At 62.8% G+C, this 24,141-nt stretch carries 22 protein-coding genes; all 22 read left to right on the forward strand.

The window, feature by feature from the left end:
* Positions 1–10 precede the first annotated feature (10 nt).
* The 22 genes from PQG80_RS06735 to PQG80_RS06840 all read left to right on the forward strand — a co-directional run bounded on the left by PQG80_RS06735 (position 11) and on the right by PQG80_RS06840 (position 24,118).
* The gene (locus tag PQG80_RS06735; RefSeq protein ID WP_271750463.1) at positions 11–1,117 is read left to right on the forward strand and encodes a GerAB/ArcD/ProY family transporter; all 1,107 of its coding nucleotides are present in this window, start codon (positions 11–13) and stop codon (positions 1,115–1,117) included.
* Complete coding sequence (locus PQG80_RS06740) at positions 1,110–2,309, forward strand: Ger(x)C family spore germination protein (RefSeq protein WP_271750464.1); 1,200 nt, start codon at positions 1,110–1,112, stop codon at positions 2,307–2,309. Before PQG80_RS06735 ends, PQG80_RS06740 begins: the two co-directional genes overlap by 8 nt.
* A gap of 25 nt (positions 2,310–2,334) precedes the next feature.
* Positions 2,335–2,457 carry a hypothetical protein gene (locus PQG80_RS06745; RefSeq protein WP_271750465.1) on the forward strand — a complete coding sequence of 41 codons (123 nt, stop codon included), beginning with the start codon at positions 2,335–2,337 and terminating at the stop codon, positions 2,455–2,457.
* Between the two features lie 94 nt (positions 2,458–2,551).
* Positions 2,552–3,370, forward strand: a complete 819-nt coding sequence (locus tag PQG80_RS06750; RefSeq protein ID WP_271750466.1) for a phospholipase D family nuclease — start codon at positions 2,552–2,554, stop codon at positions 3,368–3,370.
* A gap of 36 nt (positions 3,371–3,406) precedes the next feature.
* A complete protein-coding gene (locus PQG80_RS06755; protein WP_271750467.1) occupies positions 3,407–4,171 on the forward strand; it encodes a TIM barrel protein in 765 nt (254 codons plus the stop codon).
* Between the two features lie 64 nt (positions 4,172–4,235).
* Positions 4,236–4,727 carry a CBO0543 family protein gene (locus PQG80_RS06760; protein WP_271750468.1) on the forward strand — a complete coding sequence of 164 codons (492 nt, stop codon included), beginning with the start codon at positions 4,236–4,238 and terminating at the stop codon, positions 4,725–4,727.
* Positions 4,724–5,287, forward strand: coding sequence for a CBO0543 family protein (locus PQG80_RS06765; RefSeq protein WP_271750469.1), 564 nt, complete (start codon positions 4,724–4,726; stop codon positions 5,285–5,287). The genes PQG80_RS06760 and PQG80_RS06765 overlap by 4 nt, the downstream gene beginning before the upstream one ends.
* Complete coding sequence (locus PQG80_RS06770) at positions 5,280–5,711, forward strand: spore germination protein (RefSeq protein ID WP_271750470.1); 432 nt, start codon at positions 5,280–5,282, stop codon at positions 5,709–5,711. Before PQG80_RS06765 ends, PQG80_RS06770 begins: the two co-directional genes overlap by 8 nt.
* A complete protein-coding gene (locus PQG80_RS06775; RefSeq protein ID WP_271750472.1) occupies positions 5,696–6,529 on the forward strand; it encodes a spore germination protein in 834 nt (277 codons plus the stop codon). The genes PQG80_RS06770 and PQG80_RS06775 overlap by 16 nt, the downstream gene beginning before the upstream one ends.
* Positions 6,530–6,541: 12 nt before the next feature.
* On the forward strand, positions 6,542–6,667 hold the full coding sequence (locus PQG80_RS06780) for a hypothetical protein (RefSeq protein WP_271750473.1): 126 nt from the start codon (positions 6,542–6,544) through the stop codon (positions 6,665–6,667).
* 75 nt (positions 6,668–6,742) lie between these two features.
* The gene (locus PQG80_RS06785) at positions 6,743–7,864 is read left to right on the forward strand and encodes a Ger(x)C family spore germination protein (RefSeq protein ID WP_271750474.1); all 1,122 of its coding nucleotides are present in this window, start codon (positions 6,743–6,745) and stop codon (positions 7,862–7,864) included.
* Between the two features lie 100 nt (positions 7,865–7,964).
* The gene (locus PQG80_RS06790) at positions 7,965–9,254 is read left to right on the forward strand and encodes a class II aldolase/adducin family protein (protein ID WP_271750475.1); all 1,290 of its coding nucleotides are present in this window, start codon (positions 7,965–7,967) and stop codon (positions 9,252–9,254) included.
* Positions 9,255–9,530: 276 nt separating this feature from the next.
* Entirely contained in the window at positions 9,531–11,282 is a 1,752-nt protein-coding gene (locus tag PQG80_RS06795; RefSeq protein ID WP_271750476.1) for a sensor histidine kinase, read from the forward strand.
* A 3-nt stretch (positions 11,283–11,285) separates the two neighbouring features.
* Positions 11,286–12,941 carry a response regulator gene (locus tag PQG80_RS06800; protein WP_271750477.1) on the forward strand — a complete coding sequence of 552 codons (1,656 nt, stop codon included), beginning with the start codon at positions 11,286–11,288 and terminating at the stop codon, positions 12,939–12,941.
* Between the two features lie 97 nt (positions 12,942–13,038).
* Positions 13,039–14,736: an extracellular solute-binding protein gene (locus PQG80_RS06805; RefSeq protein ID WP_271750478.1), complete on the forward strand. Its 1,698-nt coding sequence runs from the start codon at positions 13,039–13,041 to the stop codon at positions 14,734–14,736.
* Between the two features lie 97 nt (positions 14,737–14,833).
* On the forward strand, positions 14,834–15,733 hold the full coding sequence (locus tag PQG80_RS06810; RefSeq protein ID WP_271750479.1) for an ABC transporter permease: 900 nt from the start codon (positions 14,834–14,836) through the stop codon (positions 15,731–15,733).
* Between the two features lie 19 nt (positions 15,734–15,752).
* A complete protein-coding gene (locus tag PQG80_RS06815; protein ID WP_271750480.1) occupies positions 15,753–16,634 on the forward strand; it encodes a carbohydrate ABC transporter permease in 882 nt (293 codons plus the stop codon).
* A gap of 21 nt (positions 16,635–16,655) precedes the next feature.
* Positions 16,656–18,680, forward strand: a complete 2,025-nt coding sequence (locus PQG80_RS06820) for a hypothetical protein (protein ID WP_271750481.1) — start codon at positions 16,656–16,658, stop codon at positions 18,678–18,680.
* A 46-nt stretch (positions 18,681–18,726) separates the two neighbouring features.
* On the forward strand, positions 18,727–20,478 hold the full coding sequence (gene ilvD / locus PQG80_RS06825) for a dihydroxy-acid dehydratase (protein WP_271750482.1): 1,752 nt from the start codon (positions 18,727–18,729) through the stop codon (positions 20,476–20,478).
* Positions 20,475–21,980 carry a M81 family metallopeptidase gene (locus PQG80_RS06830; RefSeq protein WP_271750483.1) on the forward strand — a complete coding sequence of 502 codons (1,506 nt, stop codon included), beginning with the start codon at positions 20,475–20,477 and terminating at the stop codon, positions 21,978–21,980. Before ilvD ends, PQG80_RS06830 begins: the two co-directional genes overlap by 4 nt.
* Positions 21,977–22,741 (forward strand): SDR family NAD(P)-dependent oxidoreductase, encoded by a 765-nt coding sequence (locus PQG80_RS06835; protein ID WP_271750485.1) that lies wholly within the window; start codon positions 21,977–21,979, stop codon positions 22,739–22,741. Before PQG80_RS06830 ends, PQG80_RS06835 begins: the two co-directional genes overlap by 4 nt.
* Positions 22,742–22,807: 66 nt before the next feature.
* The gene (locus tag PQG80_RS06840; protein WP_271750486.1) at positions 22,808–24,118 is read left to right on the forward strand and encodes an aspartate aminotransferase family protein; all 1,311 of its coding nucleotides are present in this window, start codon (positions 22,808–22,810) and stop codon (positions 24,116–24,118) included.
* The last annotated feature ends 23 nt before the right edge of the window (positions 24,119–24,141 follow it).

Genomic DNA, 24,141 nt, shown 5'->3' on the forward strand with positions numbered 1-24,141 from the left:
GCGGACTTCCATGAAAACCTTCGAATACGGCGACAATCAAATCGGCTCCCGCGAAGTATCGATGACGATCTCCTCGATCATGATCGGCGTCGGCATTCTCACCATGCCGAATCTGCTCGCCAAGCACGTCGAGTCGTCCGACGGCTGGATATCGATTTTGGCGGCGGGCTTACTGGCGGCCATTTTCGGACTCGTCATCAGCAGACTTACGAGTCGTTTTCAGGGGGATACGTTCCATCGCTTCACCGCGCGGATCACGGCAGGCCCGATCGCGGCGATCGTATCCGCCATCTACGGGATGTATTTCTTTCTCTACCTTTGCTTCGAGGTCCGCGCGCTTGCCCGCATTGCCAAGCTGTATCTATTCGAGAACACCCCGGTCGCGGTTATATCCGTCGCCTTCCTGCTGGTCGTCGTCTATGCGGTATCCGGAACGACGACGGCCATCATCCGTCTCAATGCGATGTTTTTGCCGATCGTGCTGCTCATATCCGCCTTCGTCTTTATTTTCGGCATTCAATTGGTGAGCGTAGACAATTTAAGGCCCTTTCTCGTCAGCGCGCCTTCATCGCTTGCCGCGGGAACGAAGGACGCTTCGTTTTCTCTGCTTGGATTCGAGGTGCTGCTGTTCTATGCGCCTTTGCTGAGGTCCGCCGTCCGCACCGACAAAGCCATGCTGATCGGCATCGCGATCCCCGTTGCCCTTTATCTCCTTACGTATGTCTACTCGATCGCCATATTTACGAGGGAAGGGACGGCGCAGATCGTCTACCCGACCGTCGAGGTCGCCAAGGAAGTACGCTTGCCCGGCCAATTTTTCGAGCGGCTCGAATCCGTCTTTTTCACCGTCTGGATCATGACGATCTTTAACACGTCCAGCATGGCGTTCGAAGCCAGCGTCTCGTGCATAAAGGCTTTATTTACCAAACTGGAAAAGCGAGTCTGCATCTGGATCTTGTGTCCGGTCGCTTATGTCGTATCCATGCTGCCCAAAGACGCTGCGCAGTTCAATAAACTCGGCATCTTCGTAAGTTACCTCGGTTACGCAACCGCAGCGGTCATACCCGTCGCTCTCTTGCTGGTGTCGAAGCTGAGAGGGGGCGCCAGGAATGGCTAAACGATGCCGCCTTCTCGCGCTGGTCGGGGCGATGGCGATGGCTTGCGTGATGACGGGCTGCTGGGACCGCGTCGAGATCAACAATCGGGGATTCGTGACCGGCATATCGATCGATGCGCCGACCGGTTCGGGTGAAGGCGAAGCCGCGAGCGTTAGCGGATTGACGGCGTCTTTTTACCGGATCTGCTATCAGATCGTCGTGCCCGGCGGACAATCGGGCGGCTCCGAGGGATCCGCCGGCGGCACAAGCTTTTCGAATTTATGCGGAGAAGCCGTGAGCTTGGCTGCCTTTCACCAGTTCGCAACGGATAAGCTTAGCCGCTCTCCCTTCTACGATCATCTGAAAGTGATTCTAATCTCTCATCGGGTTGCCCGGGAGGGCGACGGGCTCGCCGACGCGCTCGATTTTTTCCTGCGGGGCTCCGGTATCAGGCGATCCATCAAGATTCTCATCGCCAAGGGCAATGCCGCCGAGGCGCTCAATGCCGAGTCGCCTAACGAGCGATTGCCGACCAGCGATATCGAGAGCATAGCCAGCAACCGGAACAGTCTGGAAAAACCGCCCGCCTCCCGGATCGGTTATATCCACGAGCGATTAATGAACGAAACGAGTTATGTGGTTCAGGTGCTGGAGACCGCGCACAAGTCCGTGCAAGTATCCGGAAGCGCAGTCATCGACGGCAAGACGAACCGGGAGGCAGGAACGCTGGACGAGCGGCAGACGGCGGGCCGGAACTTTTTGTACGGATCCAAAATGCGAGGGAGCATCACGTTCAAGTGCCAGGGGGAACGGGTCTCCCTCAGCGTCTACGAGACCAAGAGCAGCATGCGCGCGGACGTGCGCGATCCGGCGCATATCGTATTCGGCGTCAACGTGCGCAGCGTCGTCACCGTCCGGGAGATCACGGGTTCCCTCGATCTGTCGAAGCCCGCCGTGATTAAGAAAATACAGGCCTGCGCAGAATCCGAGATCGAATCGACGATCGAAGACGCGGTGAGCGTCGTGCAGCGCGACATACGCAAGGACGCCCTGGGGCTCGACGAGTATCTGCAGCAGAGACATTACCGGACGTGGAAGAAAATCGCGAACGACTGGGACCACGGCAAGTACCTGCTGTCCGGATGCATCGTCAAGCCGCGCGTGAGCGTGAATGTTCGCCAGGCCGGGATCGTGGACAAATCAGAGCGATGACAGGCCGTAACGAGGAGGTTTCCCGATGTTTTTTACCGCAGAGTTCGTGATCGGATTGCTGTTGAGCGCGTTCACGCCATTCCTAGCGTACAAGGTAAGCAGCTTCCTGCACGAGAAGTCGGACCCGCCGTGGAAAAAGAAAGAATAGCTCGGCTTCGCCATGTGCGGTGCCGTATTGCCCGCGTCGCCCGTCTATCATACAATTGGGATAGCCAGATGCGGGAAGCGGGGGAATAGACAGCATGAAATGGGGAAGGTACATCGTCCTCGCGTCCTTGCTGCTGCCGGTCGGCGGATGCGGGACCGCTTCGATGACGGCGTCTTCGTCGCAGGTCGGCGGGGGTAACGTCGCATGGGCGTTCACCCAAGAAGACCAGCATCCGGAGAAGGCGCTGATCGATGTCATGAATAGCGCGAAGCAGACGCTCGACGTCGCCGTGTATAGTCTGACGTACCCGGATATCGTCGCGGCGATCCGCGACGCGCATCGGCGCGGGGTGGCCGTACGGCTGCTCACCGACCGCATTCAGTCCGCCGGCAAGACGCAGAAGGAAGCGCTTAAGCTGCTCGGCAGCGCGGGCATTCCGATCAAGATTAACCGTCACAGCGGATTGATGCATCTGAAAATGACCGTGGCGGACGGGCAGGTGGCGACGACGGGATCCTTTAACTATTCCAAGGCGGCGAGCACGACGAACGACGAGATGCTGGTCGTATTGCGGGACGCCGCCGTCGCCGAATCGTTCGAAGCCGCATTCGAACGCGCCTGGAACGATCGCGAAGGATACGAGACGCTGACCGCGTCGATCGCGCAAGCGGACGAATCGGCTGCGGCCGCACCGGATCCGGACGCCCGGCAGCAGGACGCGGAGGGCGACGACGCAGCCGGCGGGGTGCCGGCAGCCTGCAAGAAGCCTGCGATCAAGGGCAATATCAATGCCAAGGGAGACAAGATCTATCACGTGCCCGGCGGACGGAGCTACGCGCAGACGGAACCCGAGGAATGGTTCTGCAGCGAGGCAGAGGCCGAGGCGGCCGGATTCCGCAGAGCCGCAGGTTAACTTAACAAGTCAGGTCATGGGACGGGGGAAAACGGAGTGAAGTATTCGCTGTGTATCGGCGCATATCCCGGGGAGGACGAGATCTACCACCTCGAAAAGGTGAAATCGCTCGGGTTCGACGGATTGGAGTATTACGCCTGGTGGCAGCTGGACGATCTGAAGCGCACGGCTAGAGCGCAGGAGCGGATCGGCGTCGGCATCGTCGCGACATGCGTGCCGTTCATCAGCCTCGTGGACGAGTCGCTCCGCGAGGATTATCTGGACGGCGTCGTCAGGACGATCGATGCCTGCAAGACGCTGGGCATCCGTTCCATCATCTCGCAGACCGGCAACGAGCTGGCGGGCGTGCCCCGCGAGATCCAGCAGCGTACGATGGTCGAGACGCTGAAGCGGGCGGCGCCCCTGCTCGAAGCGTCGGACATCGTGCTGGAGCTCGAGCCGCTGAACGGACTGGTCGATCACAAGGGACATTACCTGCAGCGCTCGGACGAGGGCGCGGAGATCGTGGACAAGATCGGCAGCAGTCATGTGAAGCTCGTATTCGACGTCTACCACCAGCAGATCACCGAAGGCAACGTCATCCGCAATGCCACGGCTTACCGCCATCGCATCAATCACTATCACATCGCGGACAATCCCGGACGCCATCAGCCGGGGACCGGCGAGCTCAACTACGTCAATATCTTGCGGGCGATCAAGGAGACGGGATTCGAGGGCTATATCGGTCTCGAGTGCGGCTTCACGATCGATCCGGACGACGCGGTCGAGCAGTTCCACGAGGAAGTCATCGCCCGTCTCTAATAATCGCGCCTAGCGGCGCATACCGCCCCCGAATTTGGCTATTCTAGCCAACGGGGGTGTTTTTTTGCTGACGGAATGGTTATGGATGGGGGGCAGCTTCCTGCTCCTGCTGATGCTGATCATCCGGCAAGCGCCGTTCGGCCGGCTCCGGGAGATGTGGACGGTCCTCTTGACGATGCAGGGAATTAAATGGCTGGTCGGGGCGCTTAAGGTGGAATTCGGGCTGGAGGCGTTCCCGGTGCGCTTGTTTCCTTATGCCACCCATCAGGACTTCGCGACGGACTTCGCGATTTGCCCCTGCATAGCGGTGCTGTACGCGCTGCTGGTCCGCGGCCGCACGATGCGCGTCCGGCTGCTCCATGCCGCATGTTTCGCCGCTGCGTACGCGCTGTGGAGCTGGACGATGACGAGATGGACGACGTTGCAGGTTCACTTGCGCTGGAGCTCCTGGTTCGACTTTGCGCTGGTGCTGGTCTTGCTCCCTCTCGCGGTTCGCATCGCGGAATGGATCGTGCCCGAGACCCGCCAGGCGGGAAGCGCGGAGACCCGGCCATGAACATGGAGCGATGGATCGAATGCGCGGTCTGGCCCCTGTCCATGGCGCTGCTCGTCTGGCTTGTTCCCCGACACAGACGGCGGGAGGCTGCGCTCAGCGTCATATTCATGCAATTTTTGGCCTGGATATTCGGCCTAATTGTCGTCGAGCTGCACCTGCTCAGCTATCCCGTACGCATATTTACCGAAGCGACTCGCACCAACCTGACTTTTGAATATTGCGCGCTGCCTACGGTCAGCGCCATTTATAACGTCCGTTATCCGGCTAAAGGGCGCTTTTGGCTCCGCGCGGCCTACGCCGCCGCGTTCCCTACCGTGCTAGCCGCAGCCGAGTGGCCGATCGCCACCTATACCGATCTGCTCGAGTACGAGCGCTGGAACCTCGGCATGACCTGGTTGAGCGAGTTTGCCGTGCTGCAGGCGTGCTATCGTTTTTATAAATGGTTTTTTCGAGTATCGGCGAGCTCCTCGAAGACTGCGCGAGCCAAGCGTATGGCCGTGGATACGACCGGGCAAAATGGAGGAGAATGCCAGGCGGCGGGGGAGGTTGGCGATGGCTGAAGTCAACGATAAGGATGCAGACGCCATGCAAGGCGCCGGGAGCAAGCCCTCGCTGACGCAGATCCTAGAGGAGACGCGGGAATGCGCCGATTGCGTTCGTCGGCAGCTTGGCGGCAGCGGCGCCGAGCTGGTTTACTTTTCCTCGCTCGTAGACGCGGACGCCCTGCAGCGCGATCTGATCGCGCCGCTCTCCAAGGCGGCGCCGGACGCGCTGCGCGCCAAACTGTCCGGCGCGCCGTTTACGGTCGCGGCCGACGCCGCGTCTTGCGTGCAGGCGATCATGAGCGGATCGGCCGCCGTATTCGCGGACCAGGACGTCTATCTGTACCAGATCCCGAAGGCGCTGGGCCGGAAGATCGAGCAAGCCGCATCCGGGACATCGAGATCGACGGCGTACCGGACGTCAACATGCTCGTTCAATTGATCGACGAAAATCCGAACTCCGTATTTCCTCAGTTCCTCACGACCGAGCGGCCCGACGCCGTCGTTTCCAAGCTGCTGGGCGGCCGCGTGGCCGTCATATTGGACGGGAGTCCGAGCGTGTTTTCGGCGCCGACCGCCTTTCTCGAATTTTTCTCGTCGCCGGACGATTATTATCAACGATGGCCGATCGGCACGGCCCTGCGCGTCCTGCGGCTGGTCGGATTTATGATCACGATATGCTTCACCGCGTTCTATGTATCGGTCACGACCTTCCATTACGAGATGATTCCGCATACGATGCTGCTTAACCTGGCCGAATCCCGCAGCAGGGTGCCGTTCCCGCCGCTGCTCGAAGCGCTGCTCATGGAGACGACGATCGAGCTGCTGCGCGAGGCCGGCGCGCGCCTGCCGTCGAAGATCGGGCAGACGATCGGCATCGTCGGCGGTATCGTCATCGGACAGGCGGCCGTACAAGCCGGCTTCACCAGCAACATCCTCATTATCGCGGTCGCCATATCCGCTATCGCTTCGTTCGTCATTCTGAGCTATATCATGAGCGCTTCCCTGCGGCTCATCCGATTCGGCCTGATCGTACTCGCAGGCGTGCTGGGCAATCTGGGCCTGATCGCAGGCATCGGTTTTCTGGTGATCCATATGGCCGGCGTGACCAATCTCGGCGCATCGTACCTGACGCCGATCGCGCCAGCCAAGGCGGGCGACCTGTTGGACACGCTGATTCGCGGTCCGTTCTGGATGCTTAGGAAGCGTCCGTCGCTCAGCAAGACGCCGAACGAGACGCGCATGAAAATCAAAAGATAACGGAGGCATCCCGTGAAAGAAAAACTGAACGGCTTTCATGTGGCGCTCCTTATTTACATGATCGAGCTCGATGTCACCGTGTTCATGCTGCCCCGTATGGTCGCCGTCAACATCGGCACGAACGGGTGGCTGGGGTAGCGTCGCGTTCGCGCTGCCCCTGCTGCTGCTGCTGCTCCTTAAAATCGGCAAATCGTCGAAGGGGGCCGTCCGGCGATGAACCACTTCAAAAGAATCGTCCCGCTGCTGATCGCCCTGTCGCTCGCCGGCTGCCAGGATGAAAAAATACTGGAGAAGACCGGCTTTGTCCGCACGATTATCCTGGAGAACGCGGAAGGCCGTGACAAGGCCCTGAAGGTTACGATCAGCATACCCAAAACGAACCAGACGGAGAGCATCGTCTATACGAACATCGCCAAAAGCTTCAAACAAGCGAGAATCCATTTCGACATGCAAAACGACCGCCGGCTCGTATTCGGCCAGCTCCGTCAGATTATGTTCGGTGAGGCGCTCGCTCGGCAGGGCGTCTGGCTCGCGACGGAATCGATCTTCCGCGAACCCGCGATCGGCATCCGCACGCATGTGCTCGTAGCGGAGGGGGAGATCGGCCGATATGTGACAAGGAAGTTCATTCAGGGCGGCACGATGGGCGAGTATATCGATAATCTGATTCGCTCCGATCCCGCCACCAGGGGTCAGCTCGACACGAACCTGCATACGTTCCTCCGGAACTACTACGACGAAGGCGTGGAGCCCGTGGCGACGATCATCGGAGAGACTCCGGAGGGTCTAACGGTCAACGGCATCGCCTTATTCGTCCGAGACCGGTACGTCGCCAAGATCGACGCGGACGATGCCATGTACTTCGCCCTGCTCCGTGACGATGCCAAAAACGCCTCCTTGTTCATGGACGAAGTCTCGACGCCCCGCGGCACGGGCCGCATCTCGCTGGGCAACGGCACCAGCAAGCGGAAGATCGCCGTCCGCTCTCCGCCGGATCCGGTTCGGGGCACACCCGCGCGTGCCGTCGTCAAACTCAAAATCAGAGGCTCCTTGGTGGAATACGACGACCTGTTGGAGATGAACAACCTAGCCAGCCAGCCCGTTCTCGAAAAAGCCATGGAGACGTTCGTAGCCGAGCGATGCGAGCGACTCATCCGGGAAATGCAAAAGGCCGGGGCCGACGCGATCGGGATCGGCAGCTTGGTCCGCGAAAAGATGCGCTACGCGGACTGGAAGTCGCTCGACTGGAACAAGGCCTTCTCGAAGGCCGATATCGAGGTGAAAGTAGATCTGCGGATCAGGGATTCCGGCAGACTGATCGACGCGGACGCTTGAAGCGGGGAACGCCGATGTGACGGAAGTCATTGCCGCCGCCGTCGGCTTGTGGCAAGCTGGAAGGACAAACCATCGATTTGTCCGAAAAGGAGACTGTCCCATGAAGTTCGACTATCTTCCCCCGGCCGACCAGATCCTCGAGACGATCGGCCGCATATATCGCTTCGGCATGACCACGACGTCGGGCGGCAATCTGTCCGTACGGGACGATAACGGCGATATCTGGATTACGCCCGCCGGCGTGGATAAGGGCAATCTGCGCCGGGAGGATATCGTGCGCGTGCGCGGGGACGGCAGCGTCGTCGGCCTTCACAAGCCTTCGAGCGAATTTCCTTTCCATCAGGCGATCTACCGGGCGAGGCCGGATCTGCGCGCCGTCGTGCACGCGCATCCGCCCGCGCTCGTATCGTTCAGCATCGTAAGGCGGACGCCTAACGTCGATATGCTTCCCGGCGAGCGGGACATCTGCGGCGAAGTCGGGATGGCGCCGTACGCGCTGCCCGGCAGCGAGCGGCTGGGCGCCAACATCGCGGCCGTCTTCGCCGAAGGCAAGCGCTGCGCGATGCTGGAGAACCACGGCATCGTCGTCGGCGGCGATACTCTCGCGGACGCGTACAAGGCGTTCGAGACGCTGGAGTTCTGCGCCCGCATGGAGATCCGGGCATCCGGTCTCGGCCGTCCGCGATCGCTCACCGAGGCGCAGCGTACGCTCGCGGCGTCGGCGGTCCCCGCGCTGCCGGCGCTGCCGGCGCCGTCCGGGCCGATGCCGACGGCGGAGCGCGAGGCGCGCGTGCGGATGTGCGACTTCATCCGCAGGTCCTACGAGCAGCGGCTGTTCACGAGCACGCAGGGCACCTTCTCGGTGAAGCTGGCAAGCGAAGCCTTCCTGATCACGCCTCACGGGCTCGACCGCAAGTATATGGAGCCTGAAGATCTCGTGCTGATCCGGGACGGCGCGGCAGAGCGAGGCAAGCAGCCGAGCCGGTCGGTTCTGCTGCACCGGGCGATCTATGCGCGCCAGCCTCACGTCCAGTCCGTGCTGGTCGCGCACTCGCCCTATACGATGGCCTTCGCGCTCACCGACGTGGCGTTCGAGTCCAAGACCATACCCGAGGCGTATATCCTGCTGCGCGGCATGCCCAAGCTGCCGTTCGAATCCGTCTATGCGTCGGTCGAACAGACGGCAGCCCGGTTCACGCCCGACGTGCCGCTCGCGCTCGTCGACAACAACTGCGTCATCGCGACCGGCAGCAGTCTGTTGAACGCCTTCGACCGGCTCGAGGTCGCAGAGTACAGCGCCAAGTCGATCGTCGAGGCCGCGAATCTCGGCGAGATCGTGCACATGGACGATGCCAGCATCCGTGACATCGAGACCGCATTTCGGTTATAAACGTTGGAGCCGCGGCGGCAGCATAACCTGCGGCCAGGCGATGTCGTCACGGTCGAGATCGTCCGTCTAGGCGCCTGGAGGAACCGCTTCGCAGCAGAACCGCAATAGCGGACCGGCAGCCAAGCCCACGCTGCCCGCGAGTCTCGCGGGCTTTTCGGCATGCGCGCGGCGCAGGGAGACCTCTATCATTCTTGCAGCTTCCGCTATTGCGAGGCCGGCTTGATGTGGTAGACTTCATTTCATACGATCACCGACCCAGACTACGGGAGTGTGCCTATGAATCTCGTTCATGCGCTCAGGCGAACGTCCATCCTGACCAAGCTCGTGCTGACCTTCCTGCTCACGATGACCCCCCTGTACTTCATCAGCCTCCAGATCAATCAGACCGGCTCCAGAAACGTTAAGGAAGAGATTATCGGATCGCTCGAATCCAGGCTGCATTATTACCTCAGCGCCTTCGAGGCGGAGATCGGCCGGATCATGCGGCTGCAGGAGCAGTATGCCGTGGACGAGGACATCGACAAGCTCAGCGCGCTTCCGCCGTCGATGAGCGAGTATGAGGCGATCGAACTGCAGAAGCGGGTGCAGAACAAACTGCTCGTCCTGAAAAGCTCCAGCCTGTTCGTCGGAGAGGCCTACGCGTATATCGCCTCGTTGAACAGGACGCTGGATTCGGCGACATTCGGCGGCGGCATGCCGGACGAGCGGATCCGCACGCTGCAGTCGCTCGCCCGTCTCCAACAGTCGCCGCTCGCGTACGCGAACGGCCAGCTTATGATCAATTCCATTTTCCCTTCCCCCGTGTATTCCGAAGATCCGCCCGCCTACATTTTGCAAACGGTGCTCTCCCGCAGAGAGATCATGGACTTCCTGCCGCAGGCGACGAACCATAAGGACGAGGTGGCGCTCCTGATCAATCTCGGGCAGGACTGGAGCATCCGCGGCGGCGAAGACCGGACGATGGACGGACGCATCGCCGCTTTTCTCAAGGATCCGGCGCGGATCGGCGCCCCGATCGGGAGGGGCGTCCTCGAGGCCGACGGCCGCTCCTACTGGGTATCGTACGAGCGCTCGGCGCTGCTCGACACATACTTCGTCATCTATTTGCCGGAAAAGGAAATCACGGGCCAGCTTCACAAGTACCGGGACTGGATCTGGATCGTATCGTTCGTCTCCTTTTTCGTCATTCTCGCGTTCTCCTATTGGATCTACCGGGTCATTCATAGCCCGCTCCGGAATCTCGTCCGGGCGTTCCGCAGAGTGGAGCACGGCGCCATGGACGTTCATATCAGACATCGTAACTATACGGAATTCGACTACCTGTACGGCCAATTCAACTCCATGGTCAGCAAGCTGAACACGCTGATCGAAGAAGTATACGAGTCGCAGATCCGGTCCCAGCGCTCCGAGCTGAAGCAGCTCCAGTCGCAGATCAATCCGCATTTTTTGTACAACACCTACTTCATGGTGCGGCGGCTGGCCGAGGAATACGATTACGACAACGTCGCGCGGCTCGCGCAGCATCTGGGCGATTACTTTCTGTACATCACGCGCAACGCCGACGACCTCGTGCGGCTCGAGACGGAATGGGCGCACACGGTCTCGTATATCGAAATCCAGTCCATGCGGTTCGGAGAGCGGATCCGCACGTCGGTCGGCGAACTGCCCGAATCCTGCCGGAGCTTGCTCGTGCCGAAGCTGTTCCTCCAGCCTCTCGTCGAGAACGCTTACAATCACGGCTTGAAGGACAAGCTCGCGGGCGGGATCGCGGCGCTGTTCGCCCTGGAGGAGGACGGGCTCGTGCGCATCCGGATCGAGGACAACGGCGACGACTACGACGAGGCTCGCATCGAGCGCGTCCGCAGGCTGCTGGTGTACAGCGACATCGAGGTCGAACGGACGGGGCTGATCAACGTCCACCGGCGGCTGCAGCTCACGTTCGGCAAGGCGTACGGCATCCGGATCTCGCGCGGCGGGATGGGCGGACTGGCCGTGGATATCACGATACCGGGACAGGGAGAGGGATAACGCATGCAACGAATCTTGATCGTCGACGACGAGGAATACATCGTGCAAGGGCTGGTCGGCCTCATTCAGCGCGCGGAGGATCTGGAGCTTGAAGTGTACAAGGCGACCTCCGCGGAGCAGGCGCTCGACTGGCTCGGGCGGACGAAGATCGATATCGTGCTCTCGGACATCTCGATGCCCGGGATGGACGGGATCGCGCTGCAGAAGCGGATCATGGCGCTGTGGCCGAACTGCCGGGTGATCTTTCTGACCGGGTTCAGCGATTTTTCGTACGTCAAGGAAGCGCTGCGCCACCAGGCCGTGGACTACATCCTGAAGGCGGAGGGGGACGAGGTTATCTTGGGGTCCGTCCGCCGGGCGGCGGATCTGCTGAACCGGGAGTTCGAGCGCGCGGGATTGCTGGAGCGGGCGGAGGAACAGCTGGAAAAAGCCGTGCCGGCGCTGCAAAAGGAGCTGCTGACGGAAGTGCTGCTCGGCGAGCTTCGAGAGCCGGACGATCTCAAGGCGCAGTTCGGCGAGCTGCGCATTCCGCTGAGCCCGGAGCAGCCGGTGCTGCTGATCGTCGGCAAGGCCGACGAGTGGCCGAGCGGCGGCGTATCGAATCGCGCGCTGCTGCTCCAAGCCGTCCGGCAGATCGCTGCGGAGCTGCTCGGTTCTTCGGCCCGGCTCGTCTCTTTTCCGTACGAACGGGGTAAGCTGGTCTGGTTCGTCCAGCCGTTGCCCGGCGAAGACGACGGGATCCCGCAGGAGCCGCGGGAGGAGCAGCGACTGGTCCGGTTCGCCGAGGGGACGCTGGAGTCCGTTCAGGAGAACGTCCGGCAGCATTTCGGCCTGCGCATGTCGTTCGCGCTAGCGAAGCGGGCGGTGCCCTGGTCCGAGGCGGCGGGGAAATTCGGACGGCTGCAGCAGTTGCTCGGCAGCGGCGCCTACCTGGGACAGGAGGCGCTGCTCACCGAAGACGTCTCGCCGCTGGAGCCGGACGCGGACCGTCGCCGCGCGGGCGTCGTCCGCGCCGTCCGCCGCGCGGGCCAGCTCGAGGAGAGTCTTGAGAATGGACAAAAAGCCGAATTTATCGCCAACCTGGAGGCGCTCGCTTCCGAGGCCGAGGCACAGACGCCTACGACGCGAATGATCGCCTACCATCGGCTGGCCGCGCTGTTCATGGCCCATATGGCCAAAATCGGCGCTTATCCGGCGATCGAAGCCAAGTTGGACTTGTCGAAGCTGGGCGGCTACGAAACCCATGGATCGTGGGAAGCCGCGATCGCTTACTTCCGCGAGCTGGCGGAGCTCAACTTCGAATTCGGCCTATCGGATGCCCGGCGGCATCAGCATCGCCTCGTGCAGCGGGTCCATCAATTCATCGCGGACAATCTGGCGGGAGACCTGTCGCTCACGCGGATCGGAGAGTGGCTGTCGATGAACCCGTATTACCTGTCGCGCCTGTTCAAGCAGCTGACCGGCGATAATCTGACCGACACCATCGTGGCTATTCGGCTGGACCGCGCCAAGCAGCTGCTGCTGGACACCAATCTCAAGGTCATCGAGATCGCGGCCCGCGTCGGTTTCGAATCCAATGCGTATTTCCACCGTTTCTTCAAAAAATCGACCGGTCTGACCCCCCAGGAATTCCGCGAATCCGCAAAGTCGGATAAATAGGTCAGTAAAAATACAAATCGTCCAATTGAGCGAAGTTTACGTCCGCATCATACTTAAAGCGTAGCCCATTAACAAACATGTGCAGGGGGACGGTTGCATGCAATCGAGGATAACGAAGACGTGGATCGCGGCGTTGACGCTGGCGCTGCTGGCAACGGCTTGCTCGGGAAACGAACAAAAAGACGCGGGCGAATCGTCCGCCGCGGCATCGCCTTCAGCAACGGCTCCGGCCGCAGGCAGCGCGTCCGCCTCGGCCGAAGAAGCGGTCGACCCGCTCGGCAAGTACGATCCGCCTATCGAGATGAGCTTCGGCAAGCTGATCGACCAGTCGATGAAGTTCAAGGAAGGCGAGTCGATCGAGAACAACGCCTGGACGAAGCTGTATGAGGAGAAGCTCGGCATTAAGGTCAAATTCGACTGGACGGTCGCGGGCACGGAGGATCAATACTTCCAGAAGCTAAACGTCGCGGTCGCTTCGAACAACATCCCGGATTCGTTCATGGTCAACGCCCAGACGCTGGCCAAGCTGGCCGAAGCGGGCCAGATCGAGGATCTGACGCCCGTGTTCGATAAATACCTGACGCCCACGACCAAAGAGCTGTACTACGCGGACGGCGGCAACGCACTCCGGGCGGCGACGTTCGACGGCAAGTTGATGGCGATTCCGAACATATCCTCCGAGATCGACAGCACCTCGATGCTATGGGTCCGCACGGACTGGCTCGAGAAGCTGAAGCTGCCGGAGCCCAAGACGATGGACGACGTGTACGCGATCTCCGAAGCCTTCGCGAAGCAGGACCCGGACGGCAACGGCAAGGCGGACACGTACGGACTCGGCGTCGACAAGCTGCTCTGGGACGGCTTCCCCGGGCTGGAAGGCTTCTTTAACGGCTTCCACGCCTACCCCAACATGTGGGTGCCGGACGCGTCGGGCAAGCTGGTCAGCGGCAACGTCCAACCGCAGATGAAGGCGGCGCTCGCCAAGCTGCAGGAGATGTACAAGGCGGGCTTGATCGACAAGGAGTTCGGCATCAAGGATAGCGCCAAGGTCGCAGAATCGCTCATCGCCGGCAAGCTCGGCTTGTATTATGGCCAGCCTTGGACGCCGCTGTGGCCGATGCAGGACGGCAAGAACCTCGACCCCGGCATGGAGTGGAAGGCGTACCCGCTGCCGAGCGTCGACGCCGAGCCCGCCAAGACGCAGTCGCTGTTTCCGATCAAGCAGTACTTCGTCGTGAAAAAGGGGTTCAAGCATCCGGAAGCGCTCGTGAAGCTCGCGAACATCTACAAGAGCGACGAGGTCGCGAACAATCAGCAGCTCTACTCAAGCAAGGACGGCATCGCTTTCTTCAAGTACGCGGTGACGGCCGGCAGCGATCCGCACCAGAATCTGAACGCCTACAAGAAGCTGTCCGCGGCGATCTCGGCTAAGGACCCGAGCGGACTGTCGCCCAGCGATAAGGCCGGCTACGACCATATTCTCAAGTACCTCAACGGCGACAACGTATCGTGGGGCAATTATCTGGTCTTCGGACCGGGAAGCTCTTATTCCATCATCGACCAATACCTGACGGACAAACGCATCCAGTACGACGCCTTCTTCGGAGCGCCTACGCCGGCCATGACCGAGAAGACGGCCGCGCTGAACAAGCTGCAGCTCGAAGCGTTCACGAAGATCATCATGGGCGAAGCGCCGATCGACGCCTTCGACAAGTACGTGACCGACTTCAACAAGCTCGGCGGCGAGCAGATGACGCGGGAAGTGAACGAATGGTACGCCAAGCAAGGGAAATAAGCCGCGCCGAATTTTCGCACTAAGCATCGGGGGAAAGCAATACCACTTGCTTTCCCTTTCTTATTCTCATTTTACAGGGAGAGGAAGGTAACGGAGGATGGCATTTCTCAAAACTTGGCGGAATCTCCCCTTGCATATCATGATCTTTCCCGCGCTGGCGCTCGTACTCGTCTACAGTTACGTTCCGATGGCCGGCATCGTTATCGGTTTTCAGAACTTTCTGCCGGGCAAGGGCCTGTTCGGCTCCGAGTGGATCGGACTCGAGAACTTCCGCTATCTGCTGGACATGCCGGATACGCTCCAAGTGCTGCGGAACACGCTGCTTATCGCCTCGCTCAAGATCGTCGTCGGCGAGTTTTTCCCCATCTTCGTCGCGCTGCTGCTGAACGAGGTGCGCAAGCTATGGTTCAAGCGCGGCGTGCAGACGCTGATCTACCTGCCCTATTTCATGTCCTGGGTCATCCTGGGCGGCATCCTGATCGATATCCTGTCTCCGTCCCAAGGCATCGTCAATCAAATGCTCGGCTGGATCGGCTTCGAGCCCGTCTACTTCCTCGGCAGCAACGACTGGTTCCCCTATACGATGGTCATGTCCCACGTCTGGAAGGAATTCGGCTTCAACACGATCGTCTACCTCGCCATCCTGACGAGCATCAGCCCGTCGCTGTACGAAGCGGCGGTCATCGACGGGGCCGGGCGCTGGAAGCAGACCCTTCACGTCACGCTCCCGGGGATGGTTCCGATTATCCTGCTCATGACGACACTGAGTCTCGGCAACGTGCTCAATGCCGGATTCGATCAAATATTTATCCTCTACAGCCCTTCCGTCTACGACAGCGGCGACATTATCGACACGCTCGTCTTCCGGACGGGTCTCCAGAACGCCCAATACGGCGTCGCGACCGCCGTCGGCCTGTTCAAGTCCGTCGTATCCTTTTTATTAATATCGGTCTCCTATATCGTCTCTTACCGGATGGCCAACTACAGAATCTTCTAGTGCGGAGGAAGGGATGCGAATGCAGCGAATAGCCCCCAGCAGAAAAGCGTTTCTCGTCGCGAACTATGCCTTCTTGTGCCTGCTCGCGGTCAGCTGCGTGCTGCCGCTCGTATACGTGCTCGCGATGTCGTTCAGCTCGAGCAGCGCGGCGGCCGGAGGACTGGTCACGCTGTGGCCGGTCGGCTTCACGACGAAGTCCTACGAATACATTTTGGAAAAGCCGGCGTTCAGTCAAGCCTTCCTCGTGACGCTGGAGCGGGTCGCCCTGGGAACGGCCGTCAACATGTTCCTGTCGATTCTCACCGCTTACCCGCTGTCCAAGGAGTCGACGCAGTTCAAGCCGCGCACCTTCTATGCCTGGGTGTTCGTGTTCACCATCCTGTTCTCGGGCGGCCTCATTCCCTGGTATGTCACGATCCAATGGACGGGCATCAACGATACGATCTGGGCGCTGATCCTTCCTGGCGCCGTCCCCGTCTTCAACATCATCTTGCTGCTCAACTTCTTCCGCAAGCTGCCGAGGGAACTGGAGGAATCGGCTTTTATCGACGGCGCGGGCCATTGGACGACGCTGATCCGCATCTTCGTGCCGCTGTCGATGCCGGCGATGGCGACGATCATGCTGCTCACGATCGTGACGCACTGGAATTCCTGGTTCGACGGTCTGATCCTCATGAACAAGCCCGAGCATTATCCGCTCTCGACCTATCTGCAGACGATCATGACGCAGATGAATCTGACGACACTGACCGCGGAGCAGATGGAGGATCTGGCGAACGTGTCGGATCGCACCGCGAAGGCCGCCCAGCTGTTCCTCGGGGCGCTGCCGATCCTGCTCGTGTATCCTTTCCTGCAGCGGTTTTTCGTGACCGGCATCGTGATGGGCAGCGTCAAAGAATAACCAGGGCGAAGGAGAACCGGCATGCAAACGTCATCTATATACAGTACGCCCGTATCGTACATTCTGAGAGTGGTCGGCTTGTCCGAAGGGGATGAAGCGGAATGGGCGCGTACGCTCGATTTCGCGGAGGCCGGGGCCTTCGACGCCGTCATGTGCTTCAACGCGACCGGGGAGATGCCGCCGCACCCGCAGCTCGAGACGATCCGGGAGCGCGTCCCGTTCCTCGCCCGGCGCATGGCGGACATCCGCGCGCGAGGCATGTCGCCGATGCTGAATTATTTTGTGACGCTCGGACACGGCGAAGCGAAGCCGGCGGCGGGCATGGACCGGTTCCAGCCGATCGTCGACGGTCTGGGGCACGAGCCGATGGGCTGCTATTGCCCGCTGGACGAATCGTTCGCGGCGTATCTCGCGGAGGCTTTCCGGCTGCATGCCCTGGCCGGCGCGGACAGTCTGTGGATCGACGACGACTTCCGCCTGTACGGGCGCGACGGCACGGAGACGCTGCAGTGCTTCTGCCCGCTGCATATCGGCGCATTCGCGGACAGGCACGACGAGGCATGGACCCGCGAGGCGCTTTACGAGCGGCTTCTTCGGACGGACGATCCCGACCGCGAGCTGCGCGCGCGCTGGTTCATGCTGCAGGGCGATTCGCTCGCGGGACTGGCCGCAAAGCTGCGGGACGCGGTCGCCGCCGCCGACCCGGCGGCCGGAATGGGACTGATGGTCGTCCCGCCATTCATGAACGGGCTCGGCGGGCGGCGGCTGGACGCGGAGATCGACGCGCTTCGCACGCCGGCGCTGCCGGACCCGTGGGTGCGGACGGGCGGCGGCTTCTATCACGACGAACGGCCGCTCGACCTGCTCGACAAGATCGTGAACGCGGTCGATCCGCTGCCCGCCATGATCGGCGTCCCCGCGAGGCTGTGCGGCGAGATCGAGAACTATCCGTTCCCCGCGGGCTACAAGTCGGCGACCATGCTGCGTATGGAAATGTACCTGAATGCCATTTCCGCAAGCGGACATCTAACTTTCAGCATCCACGACTTCTATTTGGGCAATCACGATCCGTCAGGCAACGTTCTGCCGATGCTGCGGGAGGCCAAGCCTTATTTGCGGGCGGTCGCTGCTGCTCTGGCAGGAAAGGTCCGAAGGGGCGCATCCTTCCCGTACCACCTGCACCTAGCGGAGGTGCGGGCGCTCACGCCGGAGGGTTACGCCTCCCGGTGGAACGTGAATCTGGCGCGCCTCGGCATCCCGCAGTCGCCATCGGACGCTTCGCCGCCGCTGCTGATCGGCACGACGGCGAACCTGTATTCCGACACGGAAGCCGAAGCGCTGCTGGCGCGGGGAGCGATGCTGGACGCGGAGGCTTACTGGATCTTGCGGGAACGGGGATTGTTGGCGGAATGTCCCATCGGCGTAGTACGCGGGCCGCAGCTCGGCAAGATCCAGACCGAGCGGGTCGTATGCGAGCGGGCGCCCCACTGGCTGCAAGGCAAGAATCTCGCGGTGCGCTGGCATGTGTCGTATCTGGACGGCTATTCGCTGGAAGCGGCGGCAGGCGCGGAAGATTGGTCGCTGCTGCTGGATGCCGCAGGCGACCGCCTATCCGCAGGCGTCGTCGTGACGGATCGGCCGTACCGGCTGGCGGTCATGCTGCACGCGGGCGAGCCGATGCGGGAGCTGGGCCGGCAGTGGCTGATGCAGGAGGCGCTATGCCACGTCGCGGATAGCAAGCTCCCCCCGATGGTGGAAGGCACGCTCAACCACTATCCGGTCTGGTGGGAGGGGGACGGCGAAGCGGTGCTGGGCCTGTGCAACTTCGGACTTGAAGCATTTCCGCGCATGATCCTGCGTCTGCCGGAAGGCAGGCGGATCGTGTCGGCGCAGCGCCTCGCGCGGGACGGCGAATGGACGGACGCGGCGTATGGCGTGTCGCCCCATGTCTCAGGCTCGGGGCTTAGCTTGGCGATGCGCGGCGACAGCGTCCCGCGGCCGCTGTCGTTCGAGACGTTCCGGATTCGGTATGCGGCAGATCATTAGAGCGGTAGAGCGGTAAACAGAAAGGTCGCGGAAGGAGAAGAGCATCATGGAAAACACGGAGCGGCTGCAAAGCCAGAAGGTCAGGCAAATGAGCTTCGAGGGAGACGCGCTGCGGATGTCGATGGACTGGTCGGTGGCGGACCTGGACAAGGCGCAGGTGCTCGTCGAGAGCACGGAGGGCTCGAGCCATCCGAGCTCCTACCATCTGGGCGAGCTGGTCGCGGAGATGGAGAAGGGCGTCCTGCAGAGCGGAGGCAAGCCGGCCGTCTACACGACGACGGACATCTGCGACGGTATCGCGCAAGCGCATGCGGGCATGCGGTATTCGCTGGCCTCCCGGGATGCGATCGCCTCGATGGTGGAGATCCATGCGCGGGCGACGCCGTTCGACGCGATGGTGTTGAGTTCGGCCGGGGACAAGGCGGTACCCGCCCATCTAATGGCGATCGCCAGAATGGACGTTCCGGCGATCCACGTGCCGGGCGGCGCGATGGGCGCCGGTCCTTGCATGAAGTCGAACGAAGAGCTGTGGCATATGAGCGTCGAGGTCAAGGAAGCGAAAATGTCGAAGGAGGAATTCCTCGCCTTCCAGCGCGCCTGCTGTCCGACCTGCGGCGCCTGCCAATACATGGGCACCGCCGCCACGATGCAGGTCATGGCCGAAGCGCTCGGACTGGCGCTGCCCTGGTCCGCGCTGATCCCGGCGACGAACGCCGAGATCCGGCGCATGGCGCGGGCGGCGGGCCAGCAGGTCATGAGCCTGCTGCGGGACGACATCCGGCCGTCCCGCATTCTGACGCGCAAAGCGTTCGAGAACGCCGTCATGATCCACTCGGCGATCGGCGGTTCCCTGAACGCGGTCATGCATCTGATCGCGATCGCCCGGGAGGCCGGCATCGCCATCGACGCCGGCCTGTTCGACGAGATCCACCGCGAGATTCCGGTGCTCGTCGATACGAAGACGGCGGGCAAGTATCCGACGGAGCTGTTCTGGTACGCGGGCGGAGTGCCGGCGGTCATGAAGGAGCTGAAGGGAAGCCTGCACCTGGACTGCCTGACCGTCTCCGGAAGAACCGTCGGCGACAATCTCGAGCAGGTCGCGGCGAGCGAGATGCCGCGGTTCGCCGAGATGTTCCTCGCGAACTACAAGCTGGGCAAGCGCGATGTCATCTATCCGATCGGCAAGCCGCTGAAGGAAGAAGGCTCGACCGCGCTGCTCCGGGGCAATCTGGCGCCGGAGGGCGCGATCGTCAAGAAGTCGGCGGTCGTCAAGGAGATGCTCGTCCACGAGGGGCCGGCCAAAGTGTACGAGCGCGAGACCGACGCCGTGGACGCGCTGCTCGCCGGCGCGATCGTTCCCGGCGACGTCGTCGTCATCCGCTATCAAGGCCCGCGGGCAGTCGGCATGCCGGAGATGTTCTACATGTCCGAGCTGCTGGCCTCGGACCCGCTGCTGTCGAAGACGACCGCGCTCGTGACGGACGGCCGCTTCTCCGGCGCGACGCGCGGGCCATGCGTCGGCTATCTCTGTCCGGAGGCGCTGGACGGCGGTCCGATCGCGCTCGTCCGCGACAGGGACATCGTACGCATCGACATTCCCGCGCGCCGGCTCGACGTGATCGGCTTCGGGGGCGAACGCCGCGCCGAAGCGGACGTAGACGCCGCGCTGAACGAACGGCGCGCTTCATGGGCGCCCCCAGCGATCCGGCACGCCGGCGCGCTCGGTCAATACGCGCGGCTCGCGAGGCCCGCGCTCGAAGGGGCATCGAGCAGCGAACCGGGGGTGGACGCGCGATGAGGATCATGGTAGGCGGACTGATGCAGGAGAGCAATACGTTCAGCGCCGCGGCGAGCGCGCTTGGAGACTTCGAGCGTCATTGCTACGTCGTCGGCGAGGCGCCTAGCGCTATGCTCGGCATCGAGAATGAGTGGACCGGTTTCCGCTCGGCGGCCGCGGAGGCGGGCGTCGAGCTTGTGCCGACGCTTTACGCGACGGCCGTATCCTCCGGCAGGATCGGGAGAGCTTCGCTGGACGAGCTGAAGGCGAGGCTCCTCGCCGAGATGGACCGCGCGCTGCCATGCGACGGCATTCTGTTCGCGCTGCACGGCGCGTGGGTCGCCGAGGACGAGGACGATGCGGACGGCGAAGTGCTGGCGGCGATCCGGGAGCGGGCGGGCCCGGACGTGCCGATCGTCGTCACGCTCGATTCGCACGCCAACGTCACCCGGAGGATGATCGCTTGCGCCGACGCGCTCGTCGGTTACCGGACGTTCCCGCACGTCGACTACGCGGACACCGGGTACAGGGCGGCCAAGCTGCTGTTCGCCGCCGTCCGGGGAGAGATCGAGCCCCGGCTCTCGCTGGCGAAGATCCCGATGATCGTGCCAGCGGAAAATCAGATGACCGACCGCGGACCGATGGCGGAATTATGGGCGGAGGCGGCGGCCGGCGAAGCTCGCGGGGTCTCGCTCGCCACGTCCCTCTTCGCGGTCCAGCCGTGGCTGGACGTGCGGGAGATGGGCTTCGCCGCCGTGACGGTGTCCGACGCGGCGGGCGCGGCTGCGGCGGAGGCCGAGGCGAAGCGCCTCGGCGAGCTGGCATGGCGACTGCGCAAGCGATTCGACGTCGACTTGTTCACGCTCTCCCAGGCGCTGGCGCTTGCCGGAGGGCCGGACGCGCGCAGGCCCGTCATCGTGTCCGACTCGGCCGACAGCCCGGGAGCGGGCTCGCCCGGCGACAGCAACGCCGTGCTGCGGGAGCTGCTGGCGTTGGGCGCAGGCCACGGTCCGAAGATGAAGTGCCTGCTCTCCATCGTGGACGCTCCAGCTGCGCGCATCGCCTGCGCGGCGGGAGCCGGCGCGCAAGTGCGGCTCAGCGTGGGCTACTCGGTCAGCACGACGCTCGGGCAGCCGCTCGAGATCGAAGGCGTCGTCGCGCGAACGGGAGACGGGCGCTTCCGCTTCGGCGGCGGCCATGTGGCGCATCTCGAGGCGAACATGGGCCGCTGCGCCGTCGTCGCGCTCGGGAGTATCTCGCTCCTCGTCATGGAAAATCCGGTGTTCACCGGCGACCCGGCGATGTACCGGTGCATGGGGCTTGAGCCCATGGAAGCGGACCTCGTCCTGGTGAAGTCCGCCGCGCAATTCCGGGCCGAGTACGAGAAGCTGTCCGATGCGATCTGCATTCTGGATACGCCGGGCGCGAGCACGGCGAATCTGACGAGTCTGCCGTACAGCAGGCTGGAGCGGCCGATGTACCCGTTCGACGACGGCTTCAGAGAGGAGGAGGCGCGCGCATGAGGCTGGCGAACAAGGTGGCGCTCGTCACCGGCGGTTCCACGGGCATCGGCGAGGCGGTCTGCCTCGCGTTCGGAGCGGAGGGCGCCAAGGTCGCGGTCAACTATCTGTCCGACGCGGCGCGTGCCGCGGACGTCGCGGCGCGTATACGCGCGGCCGGCGGCGAGGCGATCGCCGTGCATGCGGACGTCAGCAGGTCGGACCAGGTGGATGCGATGTTCCGCGAGATCGGCGAGACCTGGGGCGGGGCGGACATCGTCGTCAACAACGCCGGCATCTACCCCCGCAGGGCGTGGCATGAGATCTCCGAAGCGGAGTGGGACCGGGTGCTGGCCGTCAATCTCAAGTCCTGCTTTCTGACCAGCAAGGCGGCTTTTCCCCATATGCGGAGCCGCGGATACGGCAAGATCATTAACGTCGCGTCGGTCACGTTTTTCCGCGGGCAGGACGGATTCGCGCATTACGTCGCCTCCAAGGGCGGCGTGATCGGCTTCACCCGGGCGCTGAGCCGGGAGGTCGGCGCGTTCGGGATCGCGGTGAACGCGGTGTCGCCGGGCGCCGTGATGACCGAGCAGGAGCTGGCCGATCTGCCGGATCCCGCGGCGCGGGAGTCGCTTCGGGCCTACCTGGACCGGGAGCAGGCGATTCCCGGCCGGCTGCTGCCCCGCGACGTGGCGGGCTGCTTTTTATTTCTCGCGTCGGGGGACAGCGACCATATGACCGGCCAGACGCTGAACGTCGACGGCGGCTGGGCGATGCACTGATACGGATACGGATAGGGCTTACAGGATACAGGATACGGATTCGTCAGAAAAAGGAGGCGCGGCAACATGCGAAGCTACGAAAAATCCAGGAGTCTGCTGGCCGAAGCGCGGGAGGTATTGGCCGGCGGCGTCGCCAGCTCGCTGCGGGCCTCGATGCGGCCCGTGCCGCTGTACGCGGCAAGCGCCGAAGGGGCGCGCGTCCGCGACGCGGACGGCAACGAATATATCGATTACCTGCTCGGCTACGGTCCGCTAATCCTGGGGCACGCGCCGGAGGCCGTGACGGATGCCGTCCACCGCGCGATGCGGCGGGGCGCCGCGTTCGGCCTGCAGCACGAGGGGGAGATCGCGCTGGCCCGGCTGCTCGCGGACCTGCTGCCCTGCGCGGATAAGGTCGCGTACAGCGGATCGGGCACCGAGGCGGTCATGCTCGCGCTGCGGCTCGCGCGCGCCCATACCGGACGACGGCGGATCGTTCGCTTCCACGGCCATTATCATGGCTGGTCCGACGCGATCTTCACTTCCTTTCCCGCAGCGGATATGCGGCACGCGGAGCAGCGGACGACCGTGCGGATTCCCCCCGGCACCGCGGGCCAGAGCGATGGCGCGCTGGGCGATATCTTCCTGCTGCCGTGGAACGACGAAGAAGCGCTGGAATCGCTGCTTCGCGCCGAAGGCGCGGATATCGCGGCGGTCATCACGGAGCCCGTGATGTGCAACTCGGGCTGTATCCGGCCGAAGCCGGGGTATCTGGAGCGGATGCGAAGCCTGACGGCGGAGCTCGGCATCGTCATGATCATGGACGAGGTCATCACGGGATTCCGGCTCGGACCGGGCGGCGCGCACGGCAGATTCGGCATCCTGCCCGATCTGGCCGTCGTCGGCAAGGCGCTCGGCGGCGGCTTCGCGGTCAGCGCGGTCGCGGGCCGGCGCGAGATCATGGATCTGATCGAGGACGGCACGGTCGGCCATCTCGGAACGCTGAACGGCAACAGCGCGGCCATGGCGGCGGCGATCGCCACCGTCGAGGCGTTGTCCCGGGACGACGCGTATGCCCGAATGGAAGCGCTGATGATCCGGCTCGCGGAGGGCATCCGCGGGCTGCTCGTGCGCCACGGCGTCCGGGGCGTCGTCAATCAGCTCGGTCCCGTGTTTCATTTGATGTTCGTCGAGGCGGACGAGGTGTCCGACTTCGATACGTTCCAGCTTCGCGATGCGCGCGCCTACGGCGACTTCGCCGCGCGGATGCTGGCCGAGGGCGTGCTCCTCAGGCCCAGCGGACTGTGGTATATCTCGGCCGCGCATGGCGAAGGGGACGTCGATCGGACGCTCGACGCCGCGGACCGGGCGCTGGCGGGCATGAAGAGGACCGTATAGTTCCATTCGGGCGGGAGGGGAGG

The sequence above is a fragment of the Cohnella rhizoplanae genome (genome assembly GCF_948329515.1).
GTDB lineage: Bacteria > Bacillota > Bacilli > Paenibacillales > Paenibacillaceae > Cohnella > Cohnella rhizoplanae.

Excerpts from the sequence above, each read along its gene's own strand:
- PQG80_RS06735 (WP_271750463.1), top strand. The coding sequence starts at position 11 with ATGAAAACCTTCGAATACGGCGACAATCAAATCGGCTCCCGCGAAGTA.
- PQG80_RS06740 (WP_271750464.1), top strand. The coding sequence starts at position 1,110 with ATGGCTAAACGATGCCGCCTTCTCGCGCTGGTCGGGGCGATGGCGATG.
- PQG80_RS06745 (WP_271750465.1), top strand. The coding sequence starts at position 2,335 with ATGTTTTTTACCGCAGAGTTCGTGATCGGATTGCTGTTGAGCGCGTTC.
- PQG80_RS06750 (WP_271750466.1), top strand. The coding sequence starts at position 2,552 with ATGAAATGGGGAAGGTACATCGTCCTCGCGTCCTTGCTGCTGCCGGTC.
- PQG80_RS06765 (WP_271750469.1), top strand. The coding sequence starts at position 4,724 with ATGAACATGGAGCGATGGATCGAATGCGCGGTCTGGCCCCTGTCCATG.
- PQG80_RS06770 (WP_271750470.1), top strand. The coding sequence starts at position 5,280 with ATGGCTGAAGTCAACGATAAGGATGCAGACGCCATGCAAGGCGCCGGG.
- PQG80_RS06775 (WP_271750472.1), top strand. The coding sequence starts at position 5,696 with ATGCTCGTTCAATTGATCGACGAAAATCCGAACTCCGTATTTCCTCAG.
- PQG80_RS06785 (WP_271750474.1), top strand. The coding sequence starts at position 6,743 with ATGAACCACTTCAAAAGAATCGTCCCGCTGCTGATCGCCCTGTCGCTC.
- PQG80_RS06790 (WP_271750475.1), top strand. The coding sequence starts at position 7,965 with ATGAAGTTCGACTATCTTCCCCCGGCCGACCAGATCCTCGAGACGATC.
- PQG80_RS06795 (WP_271750476.1), top strand. The coding sequence starts at position 9,531 with ATGAATCTCGTTCATGCGCTCAGGCGAACGTCCATCCTGACCAAGCTC.
- PQG80_RS06800 (WP_271750477.1), top strand. The coding sequence starts at position 11,286 with ATGCAACGAATCTTGATCGTCGACGACGAGGAATACATCGTGCAAGGG.
- PQG80_RS06805 (WP_271750478.1), top strand. The coding sequence starts at position 13,039 with ATGCAATCGAGGATAACGAAGACGTGGATCGCGGCGTTGACGCTGGCG.
- PQG80_RS06810 (WP_271750479.1), top strand. The coding sequence starts at position 14,834 with ATGGCATTTCTCAAAACTTGGCGGAATCTCCCCTTGCATATCATGATC.
- PQG80_RS06815 (WP_271750480.1), top strand. The coding sequence starts at position 15,753 with ATGCAGCGAATAGCCCCCAGCAGAAAAGCGTTTCTCGTCGCGAACTAT.
- PQG80_RS06820 (WP_271750481.1), top strand. The coding sequence starts at position 16,656 with ATGCAAACGTCATCTATATACAGTACGCCCGTATCGTACATTCTGAGA.
- ilvD (WP_271750482.1), top strand. The coding sequence starts at position 18,727 with ATGGAAAACACGGAGCGGCTGCAAAGCCAGAAGGTCAGGCAAATGAGC.
- PQG80_RS06830 (WP_271750483.1), top strand. The coding sequence starts at position 20,475 with ATGAGGATCATGGTAGGCGGACTGATGCAGGAGAGCAATACGTTCAGC.
- PQG80_RS06835 (WP_271750485.1), top strand. The coding sequence starts at position 21,977 with ATGAGGCTGGCGAACAAGGTGGCGCTCGTCACCGGCGGTTCCACGGGC.
- PQG80_RS06840 (WP_271750486.1), top strand. The coding sequence starts at position 22,808 with ATGCGAAGCTACGAAAAATCCAGGAGTCTGCTGGCCGAAGCGCGGGAG.